Source organism: Nonomuraea sp. NPDC050202 (assembly GCF_040656115.1).
Lineage (GTDB): Bacteria > Actinomycetota > Actinomycetes > Streptosporangiales > Streptosporangiaceae > Nonomuraea.
Map to the genome: position 1 here is coordinate 9,554 of NZ_JBFALF010000049.1, position 17,641 is coordinate 27,194.

Genomic DNA, 17,641 nt, shown 5'->3' on the forward strand with positions numbered 1-17,641 from the left:
TTCCGTCCGGGCCTGACCCTCGCCCCGGGCCCGTGGGTATCTTGGCCGATCACCCCACATGCATGGGAGCGCTGATGGACGTACCCGGCGAAGGTGAGATCCGCCGCTTCCTCGTCGAGCGGCTCGGCGAGCACGTGGACCCCGACCGGCCCCTGGGCGAGTACGGGCTCTCCTCGCGCGAGTCGGTGGCCGTGGCGGCCGAGCTGGGCGAGCTGCTGGGCCGGGAGCTGAGCCCGACGCTCCTGTGGGAGCACCCCACCGTCAACCGCCTGGCCCGCGCGCTGGCCGCCCCCGGCACCCCCGTGCGCGCCGCGCCCCCTGCCGGCGAGCCCGTCGCCGTGGTCGGCGTCGGCTGCCGCTTCCCCGGCGCGCACGGGCCACGGGCGTACTGGGAGCTGCTCATCGAGGGGCGCGACGCGGTCGGCGAGGTGCCCGCCGGGCGGTGGGAGGCGTTCGGGACGGCGATCGCGGGGCGGCGGGAGGCGTCCGGGACGGGGGCCGCGGAGCGGTGGGAGGCGTTCGAGGCGGCGGCCGCGGGGGCCGGCCGGCACGGCGGGTTCCTCGACGACGTGGCCGGGTTCGACGCGGAGTTCTTCGGCATCGCGCCCGGCGAGGCGGCGGCCATGGACCCGCAGCAGCGGCTGCTCCTGGAGACCGCCTGGGAGGCGCTCGAACACGGCGGCATCGCCCCCAGGTCGCTCGCCGGCACGCGCACCGGTGTGTGGACCGGGATCTCCGGCAACGAGTACGCGTACCTGACCACCGCCGACCTGGCCTCCGTGGACGCCTGGACGGCCACCGGCGCCGCGCTCGGCATGGGCGCCAACCGCCTGTCCTACCTGCTCGACCTGCGTGGCCCCTCCATGGCGGTGGACACCGCCTGCTCCTCCTCCCTCGTCGCCACCCACCTGGCGGTCTCCAGCCTGCGCGCGGGCGAGTGCGACCTGGCGCTGGCCGCCGGCGTGAACCTGCTGCTGTCCCCGGTGATCACCCTGGCCTTCGACCGGGGCGGCGGCACCGCGCCCGACGGGCGGTGCAAGGCGTTCGACGCCTCGGCCGACGGGATGGTGCGGGCCGAAGGGTGCGGGGTGGTGGTGCTCAAGCGGCTGGCGGACGCCATCCGGGACGGGGACCGCGTGCTCGCCCTGGTCGGCGCCACCGCCGTCAACCAGGACGGCCGCTCCAACGGCCTCGTCGCCCCCAACCCGGAGGCGCAGGAGGCGCTGCTGCGGCAGGTGTACGGGGATCGCGGGCCCGACTACATCGAGGCCCACGGGACGGGCACGTTCCTCGGGGACCCGATCGAGGCCCGCGCCATCGCCGCCGCCATCCGCACGCCGGTGCTGCTCGGCTCCGCCAAGACGAACCTCGGCCACCTGGAGGCCGCCGCCGGCGTCGCCGGGCTCATCAAGACCGTGCTCGCCCTGCACCACGGCGTCATCCCGCCCAGCCTGCACTTCCGCCGCCCGAACCCGCACATCCCCTGGGACACGCTGAAGGTCGTCACCTCGCCGACCCCCTGGCCACGGGCGGACGCGCGGGCGGGGGTGTCGGCGTTCGGGTTCGGCGGCACGAACGCGCACGTCGCCCTGGACGCCTACGGCGTACAGACGGATGGCCCGCCGCGGACCACGCTGGACGGGGGCGGCGCCCGCACGGCCGGCTCGCCGCGCGGGAGCACCGCCAAGCACGTCTTCCTGCTCACCGACACCACCGAGGCCAGGGTCCGCGAGCACGCCCGCGCGATGGCCGCCTGGCGACCCGACGCCGGACTGCGGGACGTCGCCCACACCCTCGCCCGGCGCGCCGGACGGGGCAGGGTGGCCGCCGCCGTGGTGGCCGGTGACGCCGCGGAGCTGGCCGAACGGCTCCGCGACCCGCGGCCCGTCCAGGCGGCGGGTACCGGGCCCGTGTGGGTCTTCGGCGGCTACCGGCCCCAGCCTCCCGACCTGGGCCTCTACGACGCCGAGCCCGCGTACCGGCGGACGGTCGACGCCGTCGCCCCGCTGCTCGCCGCCGAGGCCGGCATCGACGTGCACGACCCGCTCCCCACCGGCGTCGCCGAGATCCAGCCGATCCTCTTCACGGCCCAGCTCGCGCTGGCGGAGACCTGGCGCGCCTACGGGTTCGAACCGGCCGCCGTGATCGGGCACTCGATGGGGGAGGTGGCGGCGGCCGTCGTGGCGGGCGGGCTCCCGCTGCGGGACGCCGTCAAGGTCATCTGCACGCGGGCCAGGCTCCTCGGCGGGCTGGGCGGCGGCGGGGCGATGGCCGTGGTGGGGGTGGACGCCCGCGAGGTGCCCGCCGACCTGCACGTGGCCGTCTACTCGGCGCCGGGGCAGTGCGTGGTCACGGGGGAGCCGGAGCGGGTGGCGGCCTTCGCAGAGTCGGTGGCGGGGCGAGGGCTGTTCGCCAGGACGCTCACGGCCGAGGGGGCCGGGCATTCGCCACAGGTCAAGCCGCTGCTGCCGGTGCTCAGGGAGGAGCTGGCCGGGATCGCCGGGGGGAAGCCCGCGGTGCCGTACTACTCGGTGGTCTTCGAGGATCCCCGGGAGGCGCCGGTGTTCGAGGGGGCCTACTGGGCGGCCGGGGTGCGGCGTCCCGTGCGGCTCATGCAGGCCGTACGCGCTGCCGTCGAGGACGGCTGCACCCTCTTCACCGAGGTGAGCCCGCATCCCGTGCTGACCGGCGCGCTGCGCGACACCCTGCCGCCCGCCGCCGTGCTGACGACCGGCGACCTCTACACCCAGCTCGCGACCGCCGCCACCGCCGTCGCCCCGCGTACCTGGGGGCGCGTCGTGGACGTGCCGCACTCGCCGTGGCACCACGTCCGCCACTGGGCCGGCGGCCTGCCCCCGCTGGCCCCGCCGGACTCGCCGGACTCGCCGGACGGCAAACTGGTCACAAGAGAGTGGGCTCCCGCGCCACCACGGGAGGCGGGCTCGCCCCGCGCATGGCTCATCATGGCCGATGAGGGGGACGCGCGGGCGGCCCGCCTGTCTTCCCTGCTCGGCCCCACCTGCACGCTCCTCACGGTGCCACGCGGGGAGGCCGGCGCCGCGCTGCTCCCCGGCGGGCTCGGCCCCGCGCTGCTTCCCGGCGGGCTCGGCCCCGCGTCGTCCGTGCTCGTGCTGCCTTCCCGGGAGCTCGATCCGGCGGCGGCTCGGCGGGTGATCCTGGTGGTCGCCGCCCTGGTCGCGCGGGGCTGCCGGGTCTCGATCGGGACCGAGCGGGCGCAGGCCGTCCTGGAAGGCGAGCGACCCGACCCGGGGCCTGCGGCGTTACGCGGGCTGGTCCGCGTCCTCGCCCTGGAACGGCCCGAGCTGCCCGCCACCCTCGTGGACTTCGACGACCTCGCCGACCTGGCGACGGAGCTGACCTGCGGCGAGAACGCGGCGCGCGGCGCGGGCGGTGAGGTGGCGGATGACGAGGTGGCCTGGCGCGGCGGGGTCCGATATGCGGCCCGCCTGCGCCGCGCCCCGTCACCGCCCGCTCACACCTCGGTCCTGTCCGCCCGCGCCCGGGCCCGGTCCGCCGGTGACGCGGACGCCGTCGTCGGGGCGGGCGCGTACATCGTCACCGGCGGGACCGGCAGGCTCGGCCGGCTCGTCGCGCGCTGGCTGGCCGGGCGCGGCGCGACCCGCATCGTGCTGAACGGCCGGTCCGAGGCTGCCGCCGACGGGGTCGCGCAGGTGGTGGCCGGGGATCTCGCGCGGCCCGGCACGGCGGAGCGGCTGGTGGCGGCGGCGACGGCCGGCGGGATGCGGCTGCGCGGCGTGATCCACGCGGCCGGTGTGCTGGACGACAGCCTGATCGCCGATCTGGACCCCGGAAGCCTCGAACGGGTGTGGGCGGCCAAGGTGGACGGCGGGTTGCGGCTGCACGACGCCACCAAGTCCCTGGACCTGGACTGGTGGGTGGCGTTCTCGTCGGCGGCCGGGATGCTCGGCTCTCCGGGGCAGGCAGCCTACGCGGCGGCGAACGCCTGGCTGGACGGGCTGTGCGAGCTGCGCCGGGCGGACGGGCTGCCCGGGGTCGCCATCGCCTGGGGGCCGTGGGCGGGGACTTCCGCCGACGCCGGGCTGCCTGCCGTGGAACCGCTGACAGCCGAGGAGGGGCTTGAGGCGCTGGAGACGCTGATCCGGGGCGGGGTGTCGGCCGGAGTCGTGAAGGTGGATGTCAGGCAAGCACTCACGATATTTCCGGCCATCGCCCGCATTCCGTACTTCTCCGACATAGCAAGCGAAGCGTCTGCCCGCCCACACGGCTCCTCCGGCCATGCGGATGGTTCGTCCGCCCGCCCTCACGGCTCCTCCGGTCGCGCGGATGGTTCGTCCGCCCCCGCGCACGGCTCCTCCGGCCTTGCGCACGCGCAGGCCGGGCCCGCCACCCCCCTGGATCTGGCCACGCTCACGCCTGAAGACGTGTTCGTGCGGGTCCGGGAGCGGGTGGCCGCCGTGCTGGGGGTGGTCGCGGACGGGCTGGGCTCGGGTGCGGTGCTGACAGACCTCGGGCTGGACTCGCTGGCCGCGACCCGGCTGCGGGGCACGATCGAGCACGACTTCGGCGTCACGGTGCCCACCGCGCCCATGCTCACGGGAAGCACGGTGGGCACCCTCGCGGGCATGGTCGCCTCCGAGCTGGGCCTGGCGATGGCCGCCCCCGCCGTCGCGGCCAGGGACGCGGCGGAGCGGCAGGTGGCACGGGTGCTCGCCGGGCTTCTCGGCCGCGAGCCCTCCGTAACGGACCCCGTCCCGCCGGACGTTCTGTCCGAGGCGCTCGCTCTCCTGAGCCGCGAGCTCGGCAGGCCCGTCTCCCTGCCTCCTGGCACCGCTGGCGGGCCGGTCTCCCCGCCTCCTGGCACCGCTGGCGGGCCGGTCTCCCCGCCTCCTGGCACCGCTGGCGGGCCGGGTGCGGTGAGCGTGGCGGAACTGGCCGAGGTGGTGCGCGGGCTTGACGAGGCGGAGGCCAGGCGGGGGGTCGTGCGGCGGCTGAACGCCGTCACCGCCGGGAGGCCGCTCTTCCTCGCGCACCCCGCGGGCGGCACCACCGGCGTGTACGCGCTCCTCGCCGACCGCCTCCCCACCACCCCCGTCCGCGGCCTCGAACGCCTGGACGACACCCTGGACCCCCTGGACAACCCGCTGGGCATCCCCGAGCGCGCAGAACGCTACGCCGTGGCGATCAGGGAGGCGGGGCCGGGGCCGTACCGGCTGGGTGGGTGGTCTTTCGGCGGGATCCTGGCGTTCGAGATCGCCCGCCGGCTCGGCGAGACGGACGTCGAGCTGGTGGCCATGATCGACTCGGGTCTGCCGGAGCAGGTGCCCGAGGCGGCCCGCCGGGAGATCGAGGCCCGCCGTTACGCGGACTTCGCGGCCCACCTGAGCAGGACGTACGGCGTGGAGGTCGACCTGGACCCGGCCGAGCTGCTCGACCTGGCGGAGGACGCCCGCACGGCCCTGGTGAGGGCCACGATGGCCGAGTCGGGAGCCATGGAGGCGTTGCCCGGCGCGGTGCTCCGCCACCAGCTCACCTCGCACGCGGACACCAGGGCCATCGAACGTTACCGCCCCGAGGCCCCGTACCGCGGCCGGGTCGTGCTCTACCGCTCCACCGAGCCCACCCCCTGGACCGTACGGGACCCCCGCTACGCCCACGAGGGCGACCCGGCCAGGGGCTTCGGGCCGTACTGCACCGACCTGGAGATCGTCGAGATCCCCGGGGCGCACCACCTCGACCTGCTCGATCCCCCGCACGTCGAGGTCATCGCCGAGCACCTGGGAGGACTGCTATGACGCTGGCACAGGCAGTGGTGGCAGGCGCGGAGCCTGCCGAGCTGGCGCGGCTGGACGTGCCCGCCACCTACCGGGCCGCCCACCTGCGCAAGGACGAGGTGGGCACGTTCGACCAGGACGAGCCCGACAAGGACGTGCGCAGGACGTTGCACGTCGGCGAGGTGCCGATGCCGGAGCTGGCCGAGGACGAGGTGCTGATCGCGGTGCTGGCCAGCGCGATCAACTTCAACACGGTCTGGTCGGCGATGTTCGAGCCGATCCCGACGTTCGCGTTCCTGGAGCGGTTCGGGCGTACGGACCCGAGGCACGATCTGCCCACGCACGTCCTCGGCTCGGACGCGGCGGGGGTGGTCGTCAGGACCGGCAGGGCGGTGCGCCGGTGGCGGATCGGCGACCGGGTGGTGACCAGCCCCGCGTACGTGGACGGCGAGGACCCGGTCGTGCAGCACGACGGCATGCTCGCCGCCGACCTGCGGGCCTGGGGCTTCGAGACGAACTTCGGCGGCCTGGCGGACTTCGCCGTGGTCAAGGCCACCCAGCTGCTGCCCAAGCCCCGGCACCTGACGTGGGAGGAGGCGGCCTGCAACATGTTGTGCGCCTCCACCGCGTACCGGATGCTGGTCGGCGAGCGCGGCGCGCGGATGAAGCAGGGTGACGTGGTGCTGCTGTGGGGCGCGACGGGCGGCCTCGGCGGGTACGGCGTGCAGCTCGTGCTGGGCGGCGGCGGCATCCCCGTCGGCGTGGTCAGCTCGCCGGAGAAGGCGGAGCTGCTGCGCAGGATGGGCTGCCCGCACGTCGTCGACCGCGCGCAGTTCGACGACCTGAGCGACGAGAAGGCCTGGCGGCGGCTGGGCGCGGAGGTCAGGCGGCTGGTGGGGGAGGACCCGGCCATCGTGTTCGAGCACACGGGCAGGGAGACGTTCGGCGCCTCGGTGTACGTGGCCAGGCGGGGCGGCTCGGTGGTGACGTGCGGCTCGTCCAGCGGGTACGCCCACGAGTACGACAACCGCCACCTGTGGATGAAGCTCAAGCGGATCATCGGCTCCCACGGCGCGAACTACCAGGAGTGCCACGAGGTGAACCGGCTCATCTCGCTGGGCCTGATCCACCCGACGCTCTCCTGCGTGTACCCGCTGGCCCGCGCGGCGGACGCGGCCCGTGCCGTGCAGCTCAACCAGCACGTGGGGAAGGTGGGCGTGCTGGCCCTGGCGCCGGCGGAGGGGCTCGGCGTCGAGGACCCCGAGCTGCGGGAACGGGTCGGCGAGGATCGGCTGCGCCTGTTCCGTCCGCGCTGACCCTCTTGCGGAGCGGAGCGCTCCGTCTATAACATCCTCTTATCGGAGCGAATCGCTCCGATTGAGAGAGATGAGGTCATCATGGAGAACAACGAGGACGTCGCCGCCATCAGGCGCCTGGTCGCGGACGCCGAGACGCACCAGAACGACCTGGACCCGTTCGTCGCCCTGCACACCGCCGACACGGCCGTCGTGAACATCGCCGGGCGGCGGGTCGCGGGCAGGGACGCGCTGGCGAAGGCGATGCAGGCGGCACTGGAGTCGCCGCTGGCCGACGTGATCACCAGGACGGAGGTGGCGGACATCCGGTTCGTCCGGCCCGACGTGGCGATCGTGGCCTCGATGAAGCGGGTGTTCGACGGCCGTGATCCGGAGGTCACGCAGGACCCCCGCGCGGCCCTGCCGTCGACGTCCGGATGGCTGACGTACGTGGCGGTGAAGGAGGACGGCGCCTGGCGGATCGCTTCCGCGCAGACCACACCTATCCGGGCCTGAATAACCCCAGGTAGGTGAGATTTCGGTATCTTGCGTAGTCCGAGATGACCGAAACCTGCGACAGAAGGGAACGGCACGTGTCCGACGATGCCGGCCTTCAGGCGCTCCGCGAGGCGGCGCGTCTATCTCCGGACAACCTCCCCCTGCGCCGGCACCTCGCCGGCCAGCTCCTCGCCAAGGGGTACCTGGCGGACGCCGAGGCCGAGTTCCGCGCGGCGCTCGCGCTCTCGCCGCAGGATCCGGAGCTGATCACCGGGCTGGCGGGCGCGTTCATCCGCCAGAGCGCCTTCGGGGAGGCGATGGCGGTGCTGGAGCCGCTGCTGGCCGTGCCGGGTTACCCGCCCGCCGCGGGAGTGCTGGCGGCTCGGGCGCTGCTGGGCGAGGGGGACACGGCGAAGGCCGCCTACCGCTACTTCGAGGCGACCTCCCGCGACGCGTCGGTGGCGGACCAGGAGCTGGAGGCGCGGATCACCGGCTCCTCGCGCCCCGCCACCCCACCGCCCCACGGGACGGCCGGCGGGCCGCCCAACCCGCCCGCCCCTGGAGCGCCGTCGCACGCCGGACCACCCGCCGGGGTGTCGCCGCATGCCGGACCACCCGCCGCCACGGTTGTGCCGCCCCCCGCCGGCACGGCCGGGCCGCCCGGCGCCGCGTCGCCGTTCCTCCCGTCCGTGCCGCTCCCCGGCGACACCAGCACGGCGGAGGTGGAGCGGTCCGGGGTCTCGTTCGCCGACGTGGCGGGCATGGAGACGGTCAAGGAGGCGCTGCGGATCAAGCTGCTGCTGCCGATGCAGCAGCCGGAGATGTTCGCCGCGTTCGGCAAGCGCGCCGGCGGCGGCGTGCTGCTGTACGGGCCGCCGGGCGCGGGCAAGACCCACCTGGCCAGGGCCGCGGCCGGCGAGCTCGGCGCGGCGTTCGTCAACGTGGGCCTGGCCGACATCCTCGACATGTACATCGGCAACAGCGAGCGCAACCTGCGCGCCACGTTCGACCTGGCCCGCCGCAACCGCCCGTGCGTGCTGTTCTTCGACGAGGTGGACGCGCTGGCAGGCCGCCGCTCCGACATGCGCAGCGCGCACGGCCGCCAGCTCGTCAACCAGTTCCTGTCCGAGCTGGACGGGGTGGACCAGAACGCCAACGAGGGCGTGCTGGTGCTGGCCGCCACGAACGCCCCCTGGTACGTGGACGTGGCCTTCCGCCGCCCGGGACGGCTCGATCAGCCGGTGTTCGTGCCACCGCCCGACCAGCAGGCGCGCGCGGCCATCCTGCGGATCCTCTGCCGTGACAAGCCGCTGGCCGAGATGGACTACGACGCGGTGGCGCAGGTCACCGAGCACTTCGTGGGCGCGGATCTGAAGGGGGTGGTGGACCGGGCGGTGGAGGCCAAGCTCCAGCAGTCGCTCAGCGCCGGCCGCCCCATCCCGATGACCACGCAGGACCTGCTGGCCGCCGCCAAGAGCGTGCGGCCCACGGCGGTCCGCGAGTGGATGGGCACCGCGCGCAACTACGTCATGCACGCCAATGACTCCGGCGCCTGGGACGAGCTGATGCCCTGGGTGAAGGCGAAGTGGTAGGGGACGCCCTGTGAGGGTGGCCGTCCCGGTCGAGCGGACGGGTGTGCTGTGGTGAGCGTGGCGGACCCGGTCGAGCGGGCGCGTGCGCTGTTGCGGTTGCGCCGGCCCGCCGACGCCGAGCGGGAGCTGCGCGGCCTGCTGGCCCAGGAGCCGCAGCACGTCGCCGGGCACGCCCTCCTGTCGCTCGCCCTGATCGAGCAGCGGAAGGTGGCGGAGGCCGTCCAGGAGGCCCAGGAGTCGGTACGGCTCGCCCCCGACCACTGGTTCCCCCACTACGCCGCCGCCCAGGTCTACAACCGGGCCCGCCGCCCCGACGACGCCATCGCCGCCATCCGCGCGGCCCTGGACATCTCCCCCGAGTACGCCCCGGCCTGGGAGGTGCTGGCCCGCGCGCACCTGCTCAAGGGCGAATGGCAGCGGACGGCCGAGGCGGCCCTGCGCGGGCTGAGCATCGAGCCGCAGGACGCCGACCTGGTCAGCCTGGCGTCCCTGGCCTACACCAACCTCGGCGACGCTGATCAGGCCCGCGCCGCCGCCGCGCACGCCCTGCGGATCGACCCGGAGAGCCCCACCGCGCACTTCGTCGACGGGCGCGCGGCGCTGCGGTTCGGGGAGCCGGGGCGGGCGGCGGAGAGGTTCCGCGAGGTGCTCCGCCTCGACCCCGGCTTCGGCGCGGCCAGGGACCTGCTGGTACGGGCGCTCAAGCAGCGCAACCCCGTCTACCGGCGGCTGTCGCGGCTGCGCGGCAGGTTCCCGCAGGGCTGGCGGCTGATCTTCCTGCTGCCCGCGGTCCCGCCCGTCATCGCGGTCTTCGTCGTCCTCGCGCTGCTGCACTGGGTGAGCTGGGTGGCCGAGGCGTGGACCACGATGTGGCTGACCCGCGGCAGGGCCACCCGGCTGCTGTTCGAGGGCGTGGAGGCGCGGGTGGCCGCGCTCTGCCTGGGCCTGGTGGTGGCCGGTGCCGCGCTGCTCGGCGTGGGGATCGTGCTCGGCCAGGACGCGCTGGGCACCGCGGGGGCGGCCACCATGGCCCTGGTCACCCCCGTCCAGGAGGCCGCGCACACCGGCTCGCCCCGCCGGCGGGCGATCCTGTACGGCTGGGCCGGCCTGCTCGCCGCGGCCGTGGCCGTCTCGGTGCTCGTCGCCGACCCGGGCGTGGCCCTGCTCACCCTGTACGCGGCGATCGCCACGGTCTGGCTGGCCACCCCCGTCAGAGGCAGGCTCGCGGCGGGCCTTTAGAGCGGCGGGCCTCTAGAGCGGCGGGCCTCTAGAGCGGCGGGCCGCCGGCTACAGCAGTGTCCCGCCGCTCACCTCGAACTTGCCGAGCGCCTCGTCGAGCCTGGCCAGCGTGTCGGGGTGCAGCGTGAGGTCGGCGGCGGCCAGGTTCTCCTCGATGTGGGCCGGGGTGCGGCTGCCGGGGATCGCCACCACGTGCTCGTCCTGGTGCAGCAGCCAGGCCAGGGCGAGCTGGGCCGGGGTGATGCCGAGGTTCGCGGCGAGCGTCCTGATGGGGGCGTAGCGGTCGTTGTTGCCCGCGAGGTTCTCGGCCGAGAAGCGGGGCGCGTGGTGGCGGAAGTCGCCCTCGCCGAGCGCCTGCACCGTGCCGGTCAGGAAGCCGTTGCCCAGCGGGCTCCACGCCACGATCCCGACGCCCAGCTCGCGCGCCGCCGCGAGCAGGTCGGCGTCCACGGGCCGCCACATCGACCACTCGTTCTGCACGGCCGTCACCGGGTGCACCGCGTGCGCCGCCCTGAGCTGTGCGGCCGTCACGTTGGACAGGCCGATGTGCCTGATCAGCCCGTCGCGCACCAGCTCGGCCAGCGCACCGGTGGTCTCCTCGATCGGCACGCCGGGGTCGGGGTAGTGGGCGTAGTAGAGGTCGATCACGTCGGTGTCCAGGTTGCGCAGGCTGCGCTCGGCGTACCGGCGCACCAGCCGCGGCTCGGCGTTGACCCGCAGCTCGCCGAAGGCGTATCCGACCGGGTACGACCGGCTCGGCTCGCCCTCGGGGATCGCCAGGCCGAACTTGGTCGCGACCACCACCTCGTCCCTGCGGCCCTTGATCGCGCGGCCCACCAGGCGCTCGTTGTGGCCGTCAGGGCCGTACGCGTCGCTGCTGTCCACGTGGGTGCCGCCCGCGTCCAGCGCCGCCTTGAGTGCCGCCTCGGCGCGGGCGTCGTCCACCTCGCCGTACACGCCGGGCGAGAGCACCATGGCGCCGAAGCCGATCGCGGGAACCTGCAAGCTGCCGAGAGTCCGTGTCTTCATGCGTCAGATCGTGCCGCGCGGGTCCGCCCGGGGTCCAAGACCCTTTGCTATAACCATTGGCTATGGACGTGCATGTGCGGGAGTTGCGGTATTTCGTGGCCGTCGCGGAGGAGCTGAACGTGACGCGGGCCGCGGAGCGGCTGTTCGTCTCCCAGCCCGCGCTGTCCAAGCAGCTCCGGGTGCTGGAGCGGCTGCTCGGGTTCCGGGTGTTCGAGCGGGTGCCCAGCGGCGTGGTGCTCACCCGGCAGGGGGCGGCGCTGCTGCCGGTCGCCCGCGAGCTGCTCGAACGCTGGAACGCCGGGGTGGAGCAGGCGCGGGCGGCGGCGCCCACGGGCACGCTGGTGATCGGCCTGCAGACGGCCGTGGGCAGGGGGTTGCAGCAGGAGGCGCTGCGCCGCTTCCGCGCGGTGATGCCGGGGTGGGAGGTGTCGCTGCGGCTGGTGGGCTGGGACGATCCCAGCGGCGGGCTGGCCGACGGGTCGTCCGACGTGGCGTTCATCTGGCTGCCCGTCCCGGCGGGGCTGCGGACGTACGTGCTGGCCACCGAGCGGCGCGGGGTCGCCATGCCCGCCGATCATCCGCTGGCGGAGCTGGCGGAGATCCCGTTCGAGGCGCTGCGGCGGGAGCCGTTCATCGCGCTGCCGCGGGCGGCGGGGCCGCTGCGGGACTTCTGGCTCGGCCTCGACGCGCGCGATGACGAGCCGGTGGTCGGGGTGACGGCCAACACTCCGGAGGAGGTGTTCGAGGCCGTGATCAGCGGGCTCGGGGTGGTGCTGGTGGCCGAGGGGAACGCCGCGCTCTACAAGCGGCCCGGCATGACGTACCGGCCGGTTATCGGGCTGCCTCCCGGGGAACTGGCCATTGCCTGGCGTGAAAGGGACGCGAGCCCACAAGTCCTCGCATTCATCGACGCGCTGCGACAGGCGACCACTAAGGTCTGACCCGAGATCGGACTCGCAGAGAGGTTCCCCCCATGAGCGACTACGCGACCACCTTCGACCTGATCGACGCCGACAAGGACGGCCGCATCTCCGCCGTCGAGCTCGTCCGGCTGATGGAGGTGCTCGGCCAGCCCGTGACGCTGGAGGCCGCCCAGGAGGGGGTGCTCAAGCTGGACAAGGACGGCGACGGCCTGATCGACCTGGAGGAGTTCAGCGCATTCCTCCAGAAGTGACAAAAAACAAGCGTTTGCTACCCATTCTCCTGTTGCCTGGGTCACAATGGCGGCAGGAGGGACGATGGCGATCAAGAGTGACATCAGCGAAAGCCGTACACCCGCGGACATCGTGAAAACGCTCAGGTCGGGCATCGGCCCGGTCTCCGAAGAGGTGATCGAGGAGATCCAGGCCCGCATCCCCGAGTACGCCCGGCCATCGGACGAGATCTACATCAAGGTCGTGCGCATGGCGGTCGAGCAGGCCATCGACGGCTTCCTCGACCGCATCGAGAACCCCGACGCCCCGTGGGACCCGGAGCCGTTCCGCATGATCGGCAAGGGGGAGGCGGCGGAGGGCCGCAACCTGGAGCCGCTGCAGGCCGCGATGCGGCTCGGCGCCCGGGTCGGCTGGCGGCGGCTGACCGAGCTGGCCGGCCCGCTCGGCCTGTCCCCGCAATCCCTGTACGACCTGGGCGAGGCCATCTTCGTCTACCTCGACCAGCTCGCCGACGCCGCCGCCGAGGGCTTCGACGAGGCCAGGGCGCATGCCGCCGGCGAGATGGAGCGCCGCCGCGGACGCCTGCTCGACCTGCTGCTCAGCCGGCCCCCCGCCAGCCCGGACGCCATCGCCGACCTGGCCAAGGCCGCCGCCTGGCGGCTGCCCAGGACGGTCGCCTGCGTGGCGCTCGACGACCAGCACGGCGCCTGCCGGGTGCCCCCGCTGCCGCCCGACGTGCTCACCGGGCCAGGGCGGGCGCTGCCGTGCCTGCTCGTGCCCGACCCGGCGGGGCCCGGCCAGGCGCAGATGCTGAAGCACGCCCTGCGCGGCCAACGCGCCGCCATCGGGCCCGCCGTGCCGCTCGCCGCGGCCGCGACGTCGCTGCGGTGGGCCGGGGAGGCGCTCGACCTGTCCCGGCGCGGCGTGCTGCCCCGCGGGCTGCTGCGCTGCGAGGACCACCTGGCCACCCTGGTCGTGTTCAAGGACGAGGAGCTGGTCAGCGCGCTGGCCGAGGTGCGGCTCGCGCCCCTGGCCCACCTGCGGCCCAACCAGCAGGACCGGCTGGCGGAGACCCTGCTGGCGTGGCTGCGGCACGGCCGCGGCGCCGGAGAGGTGGCCGCCAAGCTGCACGTGCACCCGCAGACGGTGCGTTACCGGCTGCGGCAGCTCGAAGAGCTGTACGGCGACCAGCTCGCCGACCCCGACATCCGGTTCGAGCTGGAGATCGCGCTGCGGGCCAGGCAGGCGGTCATGTCCAGCCGCTAGCGTTCGGCGTGGCGGGGTCTGGTGGGGCGTCAGTCGTGCTCGGGCCGGTGCTCGGCGCGGCGGGACTCGTACCAGGTGTCGCCGACCGGCTCGCCGGCCAGGTTCCAGCTCCACGAGACGGTCGGCGTGATGCGGGTGTAGATCCCGGGCCCGACCATGCCGGCCCGCTCCACCGGCCCTTCGGCCACGCCGTACACGCGCACGCCCCGCGCCACGAACGGCTCGAACGACACCATGTCGTCCACGACCAGCGCCACCTTGGCCCCGCCCGGGCCGATGTTGCGGAACTTCCTGGTGCGCAGCACCTGCTCGCCGGCCCCGCCGATCCAGAAGTGCGTGCCGTCGAACTCGAACGCCACCGGCACCACGTCCGGCTGCCCGTCGCCGGACAGCGTGGCCAGGCGGGCGAGCGGCTGCGAGCGCAGGTAGGCGATCTCCTCGTCGGTGAACGACATGCTGGGTTCTCCCTTCTCCGAGCTGGGCTCTCTGCCTCTACACGAACGGCACCCGCCCGGATCGACTCTGTAGCATGGGCCGATGCCGACACCGGTGATCCTCGACTGCGACCCGGGCCACGACGACGCCTTCGCCATCTGGCTGGCGGCCGGCGACCCGGAGATCGACCTGCGCGCCATCACCACCGTCGGCGGCAACGGCAAGCTGGCCCACACCACCTACAACGCCAGGGTGGTGACCGGCCTGGCCGGCATCGCCGGGGTGCCGATCTCGCCCGGCGCCGACAGCCCCATGGTGCGGCTGCTGTCGCCCGCCGTGGGGATCCACGGCGACAACGCGCTCGGCGGCCCCGAGCTGCCGCCGCCCGCCGTGGAGGCCGATCCGCGCACCGCCGTCGAGCTGATCAGGGACACGCTCGACGCCGCCGGCGAGCCGGTGACGATCATCGCCACCGGGCCGCTGACGAACATCGCGATGTTCGTGCGAACGTACCCGGACCGGCTCGCCCGGATCAAGGACGTCGTGTGGATGGGCGGGTCCACGGGCCGGGGGAACATTACCCCGTACGCGGAGTTCAACTCCTGGACCGACCCCGAGGCCGCGTCGATCGTGCTCGGCTCAGGGGCGCCGTTGACCATGATCGGGCTGAACGTCACCCACCAGGTCCTCGTCACGCCCGGGGTGATGGCCAGGATCGGCGCCGTCGGCAACAGGACGGCCGCCTTCGGCGTGGAGCTGCTGAACTACTTCAACTCCACGTACGAGACCGACCAGGGCATGCCGGAAGGGCCGCTGCACGATCCCGTGGCGGTGGCGCTGGTGGCCAGGCCAGGGCTGGTCACGACCGTGCGCACCAGGCTCGACATCGAGCTGCGCGGCACCGAGACGTCCGGCGCGACCAGCGTGGACCTGCTCGGCAAGCTCGGCCGCGAGCCGAACGCCGACGTGGCCACCGGCGTGGACGTCGAGGCGTTCTGGGACCTGCTCGAAGCCGCGATCCGCACCCTGTCGTAAGCGCTGTCCTGAGCGTTGTCATGAGGTCCGCCGCCCGGGGTAGCGGGGACGGATGCGACTGACGTACACCTCCGACGTCTGGTGGAAGAACGCCGTCGTCTACTGCCTGGACGTCGAGACGTTCAAGGACGGCAACGGCGACGGCGTGGGCGACTTCCGCGGCCTGACGCAGCAGATCGACTATCTGGCGGGGCTCGGCGTGACCTGCCTGTGGCTCATGCCGTTCTTCCCCACTCCCAACAAGGACGACGGCTACGACATCACCGACTTCTACAGCATCGACCCCCGGCTGGGGACGCTGGGCGACTTCGTGGAGTTCATGCGGACCGCCCACGACCGCGGCCTGCGGGTCATCGCCGACCTCGTCGTCAACCACACCTCTGACCAGCACCCGTGGTTCGCGGAGGCCCGGTCGAGCCGGGACTCCGCCCGCCGCGACTGGTACGTCTGGTCCGACAAGCCGGAGCCGGACAACCCCGAGCAGATCGTCTTCCCCGACAAGGAGACCAGCGTCTGGGAGTACGACGAGGGCTCGGGCCAGTACTACCTGCACAGCTTCTACCGGCACCAGCCGGACCTGAACGTGGGCAACCCCGAGGTCAGGGACGAGATCACGCGCATACTCGGGTTCTGGATGGAGCTCGGGCTGTCGGGGTTCAGGGTGGACGCGGTGCCGTTCCTCATCGAGAACGTCAATCCGCGGCTGGCGAACCCGCACGAGTTCCTGGCGGATCTGCGGGCGTTCATGACGCGGCGCAAGGGCGGGTCGATCCTGCTCGGCGAGGTGAACGTGCCGTACAAGGACTTAATTGGATATTTCGGTGATGGGCTGGGCGACCAGATCACCATGTGCTTCGACTTCATCGGCATGCAGAACGCCTGGCTGTCGCTGGCGCGCAACGACGCAACGGCCCTGGCCAACGCCCTGCGCGAGCGCCCCAAACCGCCCAAGGACTGCCAGTGGGCGATGTTCCTGCGCAACCACGACGAGCTGACCCTCGACAAGCTGACGGAGGAGGAGCGGGAGGAGGTCTTCCGCGCGTTCGGGCCGCAGAAGGAGATGCAGATCTTCGGGCGGGGGCTGCGCCGCCGCCTGCCGTCGATGTTCGGCGGCGACCTGCGGCGCGTCAAGATGGCCTACAGCCTGCTGTTCTCGCTGCCCGGCACGCCCGTGATCTTCTACGGCGAGGAGATCGGGATGGGGGAGAACCTGGAGGAGGAGGGCCGCATGGCGGTCCGCATCCCGATGCAGTGGTCGCAGGACGGCGGCTTCAGCCAGGCCGAGCCGGTCCGCGAGATCCCCGCGGGCTCCTTCGCCCCCGACCGGGTGAACGTGGCCGACCAGAAACGCGACACGAGTTCGCTGCTGCGCTGGTTCCAGCTCCTGATCGAGCGCTACCGGGAGTGCCCCGAGCTGGCGTGGGGCGAGTACACCGTGCTGGAGACCGGGCATCCGGCGGTCCTCGCGCACCGCTGCGACGCCGACGGGGCCACGGTGGTGGTCGCGCACAACCTCTGCGACACGGCGCAGGACGTGGAGCTGCGGCTGGACGGGCTGGAGCGCTGCCTGCTCACGGACCTGCTGGTGGACGGGACGCTGGAGGTGTCGGAGCAGGGAGTGGTCCGGCTGCCGATGGACCCGCACGGCTGCCGCTGGCTGCGCGCCTCGTCACCGGAGATCCCGCCGGAGGACGCCTCGGTCAAGTCGTTGTGACGGCCTCCCCGGTGGCCGGCCAGGCGGACATGGCGAGGGCGGCTATGGCGAGCAGGTCCTCGTAGGAGGCGCCGTCGCGTGACTGCGTGGACATGCCCTGGATCGTCGCGGCGTAGAAGGTGGCCAGCCCCGCCGTGTCCGTCCCGGCGGGCAGCCGGCCGGCCGCCACGTCGTCGTCGATCCGCGCCTTGAACGCCGCCTTGGCCTCCGTCCTGAACCGCCGCAGCAGCTCCTCGACCTCGGCCGACTCCGGCCCGCAGTTCACGGCGGCCGTGATGACCATGCAGCCGCCCGGATGCTCCGTGCTCGCGTACTCGGCCGCCGCCTCCCGCAGCACCCGCTCGATCGCTCCCCGCCCGGTCGGCTCCTCGGCCAGCGCGCGGGTGGTGAACGCTCCGTACGTCTCCTGGTAGCGCCGCACGGCCTCCTCGAACAGCCGCCGCTTGTCGCCGAAGGCCGCGTACAGGCTGGGTGGCCTGATCCCCATGGCGGCGGTCAGCTCCGCGATCGAGGTCGCCTCGTAGCCGTGCCGCCAGAACGCGAGCAGCGCGCTCTCCAGCGCCGTCTCCCTGTCGAACTCCCGCCGCCTTGCCATGCCCTCATTCTATAG

At 73.5% G+C, this 17,641-nt stretch carries 13 protein-coding genes; 10 read left to right on the forward strand and 3 right to left on the reverse strand.

Annotated elements, in window-relative coordinates; genetic code table 11:
* Nucleotides 1–74: 74 nt before the first annotated feature.
* From AB0I79_RS56265 to AB0I79_RS56285, 5 genes are all read left to right on the forward strand, one after another.
* Nucleotides 75–5,795 (forward strand): SDR family NAD(P)-dependent oxidoreductase, encoded by a 5,721-nt coding sequence (locus AB0I79_RS56265; protein WP_357893045.1) that lies wholly within the window; start codon nucleotides 75–77, stop codon nucleotides 5,793–5,795.
* On the forward strand, nucleotides 5,792–7,090 hold the full coding sequence (gene ccrA, locus AB0I79_RS56270) for a crotonyl-CoA carboxylase/reductase (RefSeq protein WP_357893047.1): 1,299 nt from the start codon (nucleotides 5,792–5,794) through the stop codon (nucleotides 7,088–7,090). The genes AB0I79_RS56265 and ccrA overlap by 4 nt, the downstream gene beginning before the upstream one ends.
* Nucleotides 7,091–7,171: 81 nt before the next feature.
* Nucleotides 7,172–7,585: an SgcJ/EcaC family oxidoreductase gene (locus tag AB0I79_RS56275; protein ID WP_357893049.1), complete on the forward strand. Its 414-nt coding sequence runs from the start codon at nucleotides 7,172–7,174 to the stop codon at nucleotides 7,583–7,585.
* A 77-nt stretch (nucleotides 7,586–7,662) separates the two neighbouring features.
* Entirely contained in the window at nucleotides 7,663–9,159 is a 1,497-nt protein-coding gene (locus tag AB0I79_RS56280; protein ID WP_357893051.1) for an AAA family ATPase, read from the forward strand.
* Between the two features lie 51 nt (nucleotides 9,160–9,210).
* Nucleotides 9,211–10,398: a tetratricopeptide repeat protein gene (locus AB0I79_RS56285; RefSeq protein ID WP_357893053.1), complete on the forward strand. Its 1,188-nt coding sequence runs from the start codon at nucleotides 9,211–9,213 to the stop codon at nucleotides 10,396–10,398.
* A gap of 48 nt (nucleotides 10,399–10,446) precedes the next feature.
* Here AB0I79_RS56285 and AB0I79_RS56290 read toward each other — a convergent pair whose 3' ends face one another.
* A complete protein-coding gene (locus AB0I79_RS56290; protein ID WP_357893055.1) occupies nucleotides 10,447–11,427 on the reverse strand; it encodes an aldo/keto reductase in 981 nt (326 codons plus the stop codon).
* Nucleotides 11,428–11,489: 62 nt separating this feature from the next.
* On the opposite strand from AB0I79_RS56290, the gene AB0I79_RS56295 reads away from it, so the two are divergent.
* The 3 genes from AB0I79_RS56295 to AB0I79_RS56305 all read left to right on the forward strand — a co-directional run bounded on the left by AB0I79_RS56295 (nucleotide 11,490) and on the right by AB0I79_RS56305 (nucleotide 13,847).
* Nucleotides 11,490–12,368 carry a LysR family transcriptional regulator gene (locus AB0I79_RS56295; RefSeq protein WP_357893057.1) on the forward strand — a complete coding sequence of 293 codons (879 nt, stop codon included), beginning with the start codon at nucleotides 11,490–11,492 and terminating at the stop codon, nucleotides 12,366–12,368.
* A gap of 32 nt (nucleotides 12,369–12,400) precedes the next feature.
* The gene (locus AB0I79_RS56300; protein ID WP_357893059.1) at nucleotides 12,401–12,601 is read left to right on the forward strand and encodes an EF-hand domain-containing protein; all 201 of its coding nucleotides are present in this window, start codon (nucleotides 12,401–12,403) and stop codon (nucleotides 12,599–12,601) included.
* A gap of 64 nt (nucleotides 12,602–12,665) precedes the next feature.
* Nucleotides 12,666–13,847 carry a helix-turn-helix domain-containing protein gene (locus AB0I79_RS56305; RefSeq protein ID WP_357893061.1) on the forward strand — a complete coding sequence of 394 codons (1,182 nt, stop codon included), beginning with the start codon at nucleotides 12,666–12,668 and terminating at the stop codon, nucleotides 13,845–13,847.
* Between the two features lie 29 nt (nucleotides 13,848–13,876).
* On the opposite strand, the gene AB0I79_RS56310 is transcribed toward AB0I79_RS56305, so the two are convergent.
* Nucleotides 13,877–14,302, reverse strand: coding sequence for a PPOX class F420-dependent oxidoreductase (locus tag AB0I79_RS56310; protein ID WP_357893063.1), 426 nt, complete (start codon nucleotides 14,300–14,302; stop codon nucleotides 13,877–13,879).
* Between the two features lie 82 nt (nucleotides 14,303–14,384).
* Between AB0I79_RS56310 and AB0I79_RS56315 the strand changes: the two genes are divergently transcribed.
* Together AB0I79_RS56315 and AB0I79_RS56320 are read left to right on the forward strand one after the other, a co-directional pair.
* Nucleotides 14,385–15,317 (forward strand): nucleoside hydrolase, encoded by a 933-nt coding sequence (locus tag AB0I79_RS56315; protein ID WP_357893065.1) that lies wholly within the window; start codon nucleotides 14,385–14,387, stop codon nucleotides 15,315–15,317.
* 52 nt (nucleotides 15,318–15,369) lie between these two features.
* Nucleotides 15,370–17,031 (forward strand): alpha-amylase family protein, encoded by a 1,662-nt coding sequence (locus AB0I79_RS56320; protein ID WP_357893067.1) that lies wholly within the window; start codon nucleotides 15,370–15,372, stop codon nucleotides 17,029–17,031.
* Here the strand turns inward: AB0I79_RS56320 and AB0I79_RS56325 are convergent.
* A complete protein-coding gene (locus tag AB0I79_RS56325; protein WP_357893069.1) occupies nucleotides 17,018–17,626 on the reverse strand; it encodes a TetR/AcrR family transcriptional regulator in 609 nt (202 codons plus the stop codon). The genes AB0I79_RS56320 and AB0I79_RS56325 overlap by 14 nt on opposite strands.
* Between the last annotated feature and the right edge of the window lie 15 nt (nucleotides 17,627–17,641).